Raw genomic sequence first — 8094 nt, 5'->3', positions numbered from 1 at the left:
TGGAAGTCATCCGCCCCAGAGCCCCGCGCATGGCCGAACGCCTGGTCAACGACATCTTCGACGCGCTCGATGAACAGACGGTCGTGGTCCCAGGGGCTGGCACCCTCGACGTGATCGTGCCGTCCCTGGCCAAGTCGCTGGCCGCCGTCCACGAACAACGCAAGGCTCTCGAAGCCCAGACCCAGGCCCTGCTGGAGGCCCACCCTCTTTCCAGGTCCTGACGTCGCTGCCCGGCGTCGGCGTCAGGACCGCCGCAGTCCTCCTGGTCACCGTCGGCGACGGCAGCTCGTTCCCAAGCCGATCGCATGCGAGCTACCCCCGCGGGCGCGGGGGTAGCTCCAGCCGCCGATTCCGCTCGCCCTCCGGCGCGTCGTCGTCCCCACCCGCCCAAGGCGATCGCGGACCGGATCGACGACGCGGTACGGCAGCGCTGGCAGCCGCAGGTCCGCAAACGCCGCCAGAAGCAGGCGGCCACCACACGCGGCATCACTGTGGAGACACGGGCCCGGTTCGGCTACACCGCACCCGTCGGCACCACCGACGACGGACGCTTCCGACGGCTCACCGTCCACCTGCCCCCCGCCTACGCACAGCGCCTGTTCAACGCCCGTGACGCCGGAGCCAGCGACCAGCAGATGTGCCAGATCATCGCCGAAGGACTCAAAGACATCTACTTCCAAGACGGCGGAGCCCGCGCCATGGGACTCTCCGACGTCACCCTCAACGACATCGACTACATCGACCTCGACTACTGACCCCGGCAGCGACCGGGAGCCCGGAACCTGCTTGTTGTGACTGAGCGTTTCAGTTGGCGGGTGAGCGCTGTACTTGGCGAGGTGAGCGCTTGCGGTCCGGGAAGGCGGCAGGGAAGGCGCACCTTCGGGTGCGCCTTCCCTGCCTTCTGGCAACTGCGATCCCACGACGGCGCCTTGTGCATCCTGCGAGTCGGAGTGCCTGAATACGGATGCGAATGTGTCATCTTGACGATAACCTGCCACTAGGTCTTTGGGATGACAAGGAGCAGCAGTGCGCGCATTCGTTTCCCACAACCATCAAGGACAAGCCTGCCGTTCGCTCCTTCGCCACGAAGCTGCGGTTGGGCGGCGTGGACATCTGGCTCGATGAGTGGGAACTGAGCCCCGGCGACTCCATCCCTGGCAAAGTCGGGGTTGCCTTGGACACGGTCGACACCGTGCTCGTCTGCTGGTCGGAGCACGCCAGCACGTCGGAGTGGGTCAAGTCCGAGTTGGAGACTGCGATCATCCGGCGACTGGAAGACGGACTCAGGATCATCCCAGTCTGCCTGGACGACACGCCACTCCCGGCGCTCCTCCGCCCCCTGTACTGGGTCTCCGTGACTGAAGACGACGACCAGACCGCCGTCAACAAGATCTTGGGCGTCGATACCACCGGATTCCTCCAGGGCGTCCAACAGCTCCTGGACGAGGTGACCATCGAGGCCGTGTCCTTTCGCGGAGCCGGCGTCTACGTGATCTGCCCCAACTGCGGCGCTCCGCCAGCCAAGCTCGAACAGTGGGGTGCGACCGACTACGACCGCGGGAACCACTACGCCGGGGTGCGCTGCACTGAGTGCCGTTGGGAGGAGGGCGGCGAGGTGTAGCAAGTTCGTACTTGCCGCGACCAATCACACCTCGGTACAGCCGCTGTGCCGGACCAAGGCGCGGCCTCGCTCAACCCGCCAACTGAAGTGCTCAGTCACAGTGGGGTGAGCCGAAGCGCGATAGTTGTCACCAAGGCAGGCTTGTTGTCACCGACCGGTGTGACGTTGACCGGTAAATGGATCACTTGAGGCATCGGGTGGTGGGGCGGCCATCCCGGCGGCAGCGGCTCGTCGTGCCGTAGGCGCTCATCTACGCGTGTGTGCGCTCGGCCACCCAGCGCTTGCCGGCCCGGACAGTGGCGGCGACGTCCGTGCGGTGGTGCGGTGGTCCTCAAGCCCGTGGAGCCGGCAGTGAACCTGCGCGCCGGTCACGCACGGGCTGTCTTTTCCGCTGTTCGAGATCAGTCCTCGCTGGCCAGAGTCGTGGCCGTGAGCAACAACTTGGCCATCGATCGGCCGGCCAGCCGCAGTGGTTCCGGCTCACGGGTAGCCCTGCTGAGCATAAAAGCCCCCTCCAGCATCATGACCATCGAGTACGCGAGGGACTGCGCCACCTTCGGTTCGGCCACCCAGCGGCCGAACCATCGCGTCGCGGTGCCGACCCACTCCTCAAAGACCTCCGCGGTCGCGATCCGCAGCACCTCATTGCTGCTGGCGACCTCCAGGGCCACCGTCCCGATTGGGCACGCGTCGGCGTAGTCGGCCGCTGCAAGGTCGTCCGCAGCTGCTTCGAATGCGTGCACGAGGGATTCCACCGGATCTGGCACGCTGTCCAGCAGAGCCAGGACCATGCGGCCGTACTCGGTTCCGGATGTGCGGATCATGTCCTCGGCCAGTTGCTGCTTGCCGCCGGGGAAGAAGTGGTAGATCGAGCCGAAGGGTGCGTCCGCCTCTGCCGCGATCCGCTTCAGGCCGGTGGCCGAGTAGCCGTGTCGGCGGAACAGTACCGTGGCGGCACTCCGGATCCTGGCTCGTGTGTCCGACTGTCCCATTGCCTTCCACCCCTTCCTCCTCCAAGATTACAGTAGAACGATCTATCAAGCAGGAGGTTGGGATGCCGAGGATCGAGTTATCGTCCGGACCGATCGACTACCAGGACACCGGTGGTGAGGGGCCTGTGCTGGTGTTTGGGCACGGTCTGCCGATGAACGAGACGCAGTGGCGCAAGGTGGTGCCGCTGCTGGACGGATACCGCTGCGTCCTGCCCACGCTGCCCCTGGGTGGTCACCGTCAGCCGATGAACCGGGATGCCGACCTGTCTCAGCGCGGTGTCGCCCGGCTCCTGGGCGAGTTCATCGACGGGCTCGGTCTGGGCCAGGTGACCCTCGTACTCAACGACTGGGGCGGGGGCCAATTCCTGGTGTCGGAAGGGCAGGACCAGCACATCGCGCGCCTGGTGCTGGTGGCCTGCGAGGCCTTCGACAACTTCCCCCCTGGGCCGGCCAAAGCCATGGCCCAGGTGTGCAGGGTTCCCGGCGGCGTCTGGCTCCTGACGCGGCTCATGCGCATCCCCGCGTTCCGCCACAACCGGGGCGGATACGGCGGGATGAGCCTGCGTGGGATCCCCGACGAGATCATGGACGACTGGTTCGCTCCCGCCACCCGCAGCAGGGCCATTCGCAGGGACTTCGCCAAATTCGCCACCGGGGCACCCGACCGTACGACCTTGTTGGCCTGGAGCGAGCGACTGCGCGACTTCGACCGCCCGGTACTGGTCGTCTGGGCGACCGAGGACCGGTTGATGCCACGTGAGCACGGGCCCCGGCTGGCCGAGCTGTACCCGCAGGGCCGGCTGATCGAGATCACCGACTCGTCCACCCTCATCCCCGAGGACCAGCCCGAACGACTCGCCCAGGTACTCATCGACTTCCTGATCCAAAACGGAGCAGAACCGGTCCGACACGCCTTCTGAGCGCGGGGCGGCAGCCGGACCCGACAGCCTGAAGTGACGCATCGGATCACCCGACAGCGCCACCTCGTGTACGAGGTCCTGTACCGAGCCGGACGCCTCGTCCCCATCAGCCCCCCACCAGATTGTCCATCGCCCCGGACAGAGCGAGGCTTGCGAGCTTCGCCACTGGTGACAGGAAGGCTGCCGAACGAGCACTTGTGACAAGCCGCGTGCCTCACTGGTGACAACCAGCCTGCTTCGCCCGGTCTCAATCACCAGCTCAACTGGCTCTTCCGGTGACAACTACCTTGCTTCGGCTCATTGTTGAGCCGAAGCACGATCGTTGTCACATAGGCAGGCTTGTTGTCACTTCGCGTCCGCGGCTGCCTCGGTGCGACCTTCCGTGGTGGATGGCATCGGGTCGATCGAACTGACACCGGCCTGCGCCTGCCGAAGGCGTCTGTGCCCCTTACCCGGCCGCCGACCTGGCGGGCAGACTGCGTTCATGCAGCTCCCCGCCGAAGCCGTTACCGCCACCGTGCTGATCGAGGTCGTACGGATCTCCGCCCTTCCCACCAGTGGGGACGTTCCGTACCCCGGCACGGCGGTTGCTCACTGGGCCGGGAGCGAGGCCGCCGCTGCCCTGGCCTTGATCGAGAGCCTGCCGGGCAGTGAACAGCACCGCTGCGGCTTCTCGCCGGGCTGGAGCGTCCGGGCATACGAGGACTCTCTCGATCTGGCGCTGTTCGAGGCGGCGTTCTGCTTCACCTGCCACGAGGTCCGCATGCAGGGAACGGCGGTGCCGCCCGCTCTGGCCACGCAGTTCTTCGACCCGGGCGCCCTGCCGGCCCGGACCCTGCTGTCTCTCTTCCGCAAGGCAGCCCGTAGCCGACCGACTGGATGAGCGTCACGCCTCGACCTGGTGACAGGAGGCTGCGGATTGAACGTCTGTGACAAGTAGCCTGCCTTCTGGGTGACAAGCACGCTGCTTCGGCCTAGGAGTTGTCGTCAAATGTCACGCCCACATCAGCAGCGATGCGAGGGTGACGGCTGCTTGGTAGGACTCGGCGGTCTTGTCGTAGCGGGTGGCGATGCCGCGCCACTGCTTGAGGCGGTTGAAGCACCGTTCGACGACGTTGCGCCGCTTGTAGACCTGCTTGTCGAAGGCCGGCGGGCGTCCGCCACGGCTGCCGCGTCGGAGCCGGTTGCGAATCTGGTCGGACCGTTCCGGGATGGTGTGCCGGATGTTCCGTCGCCGCAGCCAGGTGCGTATGGCCTTGGAGCTGTAGCCCTTGTCGCCGATGACGTGCTCGGGTCGGACCCGGGGCCGTCCCGGCCCCAGCCGGGGCACCCGGATGGCCTTCATCACGGCGGTGAACTGCGTGCAGTCGTTGGTGTTCCCACCAGTGACGGTGAAGGCGAGCGGCCGCCCCAAGCCGTCGCAGGCCAGGTGGATCTTGCTGGTCAGACCGCCTCTGGACCGGCCGAGTCCCGAGGTGCAAAGCCCCTTTTTCACGCTCCGGCCGCGTGCTGGTGGGCTCGGACGATCGTGGAATCGACAGACACCAGCCACTCGATGTCCCCGGCCGCGTCGGCCCTGGCCTGGGCGGCTCGGAGCATTCGCTCGAAGGTGCCGTCTTTGGCCCACCGGCGGAAGCGGGTGTGCAGCGTGGCCCAGGAACCGTACCGCTCGGGCACGTCCCGCCAGGCCGTTCCGGTCTGGAACTTCCACACGATCCCGTTCAGGACCGTCCGGTCGTCCAGCCGCCTGCGGCCCCGCTCGGACCGGGGCAGCAACGGCTGCACGAAAGCCCACTCGGCATCGGACAGTTCATGGCGACGTATCACCCGACCATAATTTCCCATCACTTGATCACCTTTGAAGCCGACCCACAAGCGGCTGGGCATGCGCTGTCACGGTGGGCCGGCACCTGGACGGCGGGCGCGGGCCGTACCGCCAGCGTGTCGGAGCCGCGTGATAGATCTGTCGCGTGGCCACATTCAAAGACTTCAACTTCAAGCTTGTCGTGATCGACGTGCTCATGTACGAGCAAGCTCTCCTGACGCCTGCCTTCGATCTCGGTGCCCGCATGCGGGAGCGGGGCATCGACATACCCGCGGTGTACGTGTTGGAGAACGACATCGACGACGAGGTCCTCGACGAGTCGCGCACCTTCTTCAAGGAACTGGAGATCGGCGACGAGCTCTTGGCCGAAGTTGAGACGCTCTGCTTCGACGCCGGCCAGGAGATCTACCGGCACTGCGCCCCGGCCTGGGGCGGCGAGGACGACCTCTTTGACATCCGCTCTCTCGACGACCTCGCGTTGCTGCCGAACCTGAAGCGCGTCACTGCCGTGGACGACGGCACGCTGGTCGCACCGGGCAAGTGGGAGATCTTCGCGGCCCGCGGCATCGAGGCGAGCTGAGAGGCGGGCGGGGGAGTGACCGGGGGACGAGGGGAAGGCATGAGGTGTGCGTACTGCCGGCGTGAGGTCGTGTGCCGGCAGTCGGCGCTCGGCGGTCCACCCTGCCTGGGGCAGATCCACGTGCACAGCAACGAGGAGGTTTGCTTCCCCGAGCAGGGGGCGGCGAGCTCACGCGCCTGGCCGCCCGGCGGGTGCGGCTGCAAGGCCCCGGAGTTGAAGGCATTCACGACAGACCCGCCTCCTCCGCCCTCGCCGTCGAGGGCCGGTACGGTACAACTGGCCGAGGCCGGCAGGGCGTTCCTCGGCCTCGCACCGGGCGCGGGGGCGAACGTCGTCGAGCTGGCGGGCGGCGCGGGCGTGTGTGTAGTACAGGCTGGACGTGGTGGCGGCAAGGTGTACGTCGCACCGGACCGGACCGTCCTGTTCGTCCCGTCCTCCACGGACTTCGACACGGGGCTCGCGGCCTTCCTCGGCGGCGCACGCACCCCCGCGAGGGGGGTTTGACGACAGGCCCTAGCACTTTTACCAGCCCATTCGGCCTTGCCGTGACAGATGTTGGCTTTGTTCACCGGTTTCGACAGCAGTTGTTCAGTGCTTCGGGAGGCACCCGGGCTGCGGCGTGTTCGATGTTCGCGAGAAGCGACAGCACCCGCGCACGCCGATGAGGCTGTTGCCGCTCCAGGCAGACCCTACGAGCTACGGGGATGCTCCAGCGGTGCGGATGGTCGGGATCGGTGGGGCAAGCAAACACGTTGAACTCGACGGAGCGGCCCACGGTGACTTCAGGGGGTTGCGGACCGAAAGGCGGGCAGGTCTCGGTCCTAGCGGCCGGCCGTCGGGTGCCACTCGCGGCGGAGGAGGCCGAAGACCCAGGAGTCAGAGACGTCGCCGTTGACGACGCAGTCCTCGCGGAGGGTGCCTTCGCGGACGAAGCCGAGCTTCTCCAGGACTCGGGCGGACGCCACGTTGCGGGTGTCGGTCTCGGCCTGGACGCGGTTCAGGTCCAGGGTGTCAAACGCCCACCGCAGGACGGCGTGCGCCGTCTCTGTGGCGTAGCCGAGGCCCCACGCGGCGGCGCCGAAGACGTAGCCCAGGGACGCGCTGCGGAAGTCCGGGTTCCAGCTGGTCAGGCCGCACCAGCCGATAAACGCGCCGTCGGAGAGGCGGTCGACGGCCACCCGCGCTCCCGTGCCTTCCTCCTCGATCGTCCGGCAGGTCGCGATGAAGCGCTGGGCGCGGGCCGGTTCGGTCCAAGGCGGGGAGTCCCAGTAGCGCAGCACGTTGGCGCTGCTGTGCAGCGCGTAGAGCGGCGCCGCGTCGGCGTCGGTGAACGGCCGCAGTCGCAGGCGGGCGGTGTGCAGCTCGGGGGTGGGCAAGGTCATGCGGAGCATCCTGCCGCGTCACGCCCGCCCTCGACCATCCGTTTATCCGGACGGTCGGGGGCGCGTACGTCCCCGTTGACGCCGGACGCGCCGCACGGGCTGTGAGTCCGCAGTACCGTGCCGTCATGGCGAGCAAACGGCGGCCGTACTGGCGCACCTTCGGGACGCCGACCAGCCTCGTCCTGTACCGGACCCCGGACGGATGGAGGTACGCCGTCCACTTCACGGGGCCGGCCCGGCATCGCCGACGGCGCGCTCGCCGATCCTCCGCCCTCGTCCGAGCCGGACATCGCGCAGGCGGCCCTGGTCCAGAAGCCGGAGGAACTCACCCACCGCCGGCTCGACGTCCTCTGGCACGCACCTGATCAACCGGACTGGTGGACCGGCACGGTCTCGGTGCCAGTGCTGCTGTCCAAACTCGTGAACATTTCGAATCCCTCTCGGGCGGCGGCTGCCTCCCAAACCGGTGTACAGCCGCTGCCCGTTCTCGCGGACAGAGCCAACAGATGTCGTGCTTCGGCTCACTTGTGTGACTGAGCGCTTCAGTTGGCCAGTGAGCACTCGAGTTGGACACTCCAAGATCAACGTGGTGCCATCGCTGTGACTGACGCGCGGCGGCCCGATTCGGGTGGGCCTCGCAAGCCCATCCGAATCAGCAGAACGGTCGGAACTCCTTGAAGTCCGGCGTCGGGGGGGGGGGGGGGGGGGGGGGGGGGGGGGGGGGGGGGTGGGGAAGGGGGGGGGGGGGGGGGGGGGGGGGGGGAGGGGGCGGGG

The 8094-nt window shown here is 67.5% G+C and carries 8 protein-coding genes and 1 pseudogene; 6 read left to right on the top strand and 3 right to left on the bottom strand.

Annotated features, from left to right (window positions below):
* From ACZ4YY_RS36300 to ACZ4YY_RS36290, 3 genes and pseudogenes are all read left to right on the top strand, one after another.
* Positions 1-316, top strand: a pseudogene (locus tag ACZ4YY_RS36300) (transposase); the annotation flags it as partial.
* Positions 306-755 carry a telomere-protecting terminal protein Tpg gene (tpg, locus tag ACZ4YY_RS36295; RefSeq protein ID WP_468299517.1) on the top strand — a complete coding sequence of 150 codons (450 nt, stop codon included), beginning with the start codon at positions 306-308 and terminating at the stop codon, positions 753-755. The pseudogene ACZ4YY_RS36300 and the gene tpg, both read left to right, overlap by 11 nt.
* Positions 756-964: 209 nt before the next feature.
* Positions 965-1621, top strand: a complete 657-nt coding sequence (locus ACZ4YY_RS36290) for a toll/interleukin-1 receptor domain-containing protein (RefSeq protein ID WP_468299515.1) — start codon at positions 965-967, stop codon at positions 1619-1621.
* Between the two features lie 401 nt (positions 1622-2022).
* Here ACZ4YY_RS36290 and ACZ4YY_RS36285 read toward each other — a convergent pair whose 3' ends face one another.
* A complete protein-coding gene (locus ACZ4YY_RS36285) occupies positions 2023-2613 on the bottom strand; it encodes a TetR/AcrR family transcriptional regulator (protein ID WP_468299513.1) in 591 nt (196 codons plus the stop codon).
* 62 nt (positions 2614-2675) lie between these two features.
* Between ACZ4YY_RS36285 and ACZ4YY_RS36280 the strand changes: the two genes are divergently transcribed.
* Together ACZ4YY_RS36280 and ACZ4YY_RS36275 are read left to right on the top strand one after the other, a co-directional pair.
* A complete protein-coding gene (locus ACZ4YY_RS36280; protein ID WP_468299511.1) occupies positions 2676-3533 on the top strand; it encodes an alpha/beta fold hydrolase in 858 nt (285 codons plus the stop codon).
* A gap of 484 nt (positions 3534-4017) precedes the next feature.
* On the top strand, positions 4018-4416 hold the full coding sequence (locus ACZ4YY_RS36275; RefSeq protein WP_468299509.1) for a hypothetical protein: 399 nt from the start codon (positions 4018-4020) through the stop codon (positions 4414-4416).
* A 111-nt stretch (positions 4417-4527) separates the two neighbouring features.
* On the opposite strand, the gene ACZ4YY_RS36270 is transcribed toward ACZ4YY_RS36275, so the two are convergent.
* Positions 4528-5378 (bottom strand): IS5 family transposase gene (locus tag ACZ4YY_RS36270; RefSeq protein WP_468299507.1). Its coding sequence is split into 2 segments (ribosomal slippage): positions 4528-5027 and positions 5027-5378, totalling 852 coding nucleotides; the frame shifts between segments, so codons are not numbered across the junction.
* Positions 5379-5503: 125 nt separating this feature from the next.
* On the opposite strand from ACZ4YY_RS36270, the gene ACZ4YY_RS36265 reads away from it, so the two are divergent.
* On the top strand, positions 5504-5938 hold the full coding sequence (locus ACZ4YY_RS36265; protein ID WP_468299505.1) for a DUF6892 domain-containing protein: 435 nt from the start codon (positions 5504-5506) through the stop codon (positions 5936-5938).
* Between the two features lie 821 nt (positions 5939-6759).
* Here the strand turns inward: ACZ4YY_RS36265 and ACZ4YY_RS36260 are convergent.
* On the bottom strand, positions 6760-7320 hold the full coding sequence (locus ACZ4YY_RS36260; RefSeq protein WP_468299503.1) for a GNAT family N-acetyltransferase: 561 nt from the start codon (positions 7318-7320) through the stop codon (positions 6760-6762).
* Positions 7321-8094 lie beyond the last annotated feature (774 nt).

Source organism: Streptomyces sp. NPDC030143, from assembly GCF_055573695.1.
This window is presented reverse-complemented; position numbering and strand designations above follow the sequence as displayed.

Coding starts and splice junctions, on each gene's coding strand:
- ACZ4YY_RS36275 (WP_468299509.1), top strand. CDS start 4,018: ATGCAGCTCCCCGCCGAAGCCGTTACCGCCACCGTGCTGATCGAGGTC.
- ACZ4YY_RS36280 (WP_468299511.1), top strand. CDS start 2,676: ATGCCGAGGATCGAGTTATCGTCCGGACCGATCGACTACCAGGACACC.
- tpg (WP_468299517.1), top strand. CDS start 306: ATGCGAGCTACCCCCGCGGGCGCGGGGGTAGCTCCAGCCGCCGATTCC.
- ACZ4YY_RS36285 (WP_468299513.1), bottom strand. CDS start 2,613: ATGGGACAGTCGGACACACGAGCCAGGATCCGGAGTGCCGCCACGGTA.
- ACZ4YY_RS36290 (WP_468299515.1), top strand. CDS start 965: ATGCGAATGTGTCATCTTGACGATAACCTGCCACTAGGTCTTTGGGAT.
- ACZ4YY_RS36260 (WP_468299503.1), bottom strand. CDS start 7,320: ATGACCTTGCCCACCCCCGAGCTGCACACCGCCCGCCTGCGACTGCGG.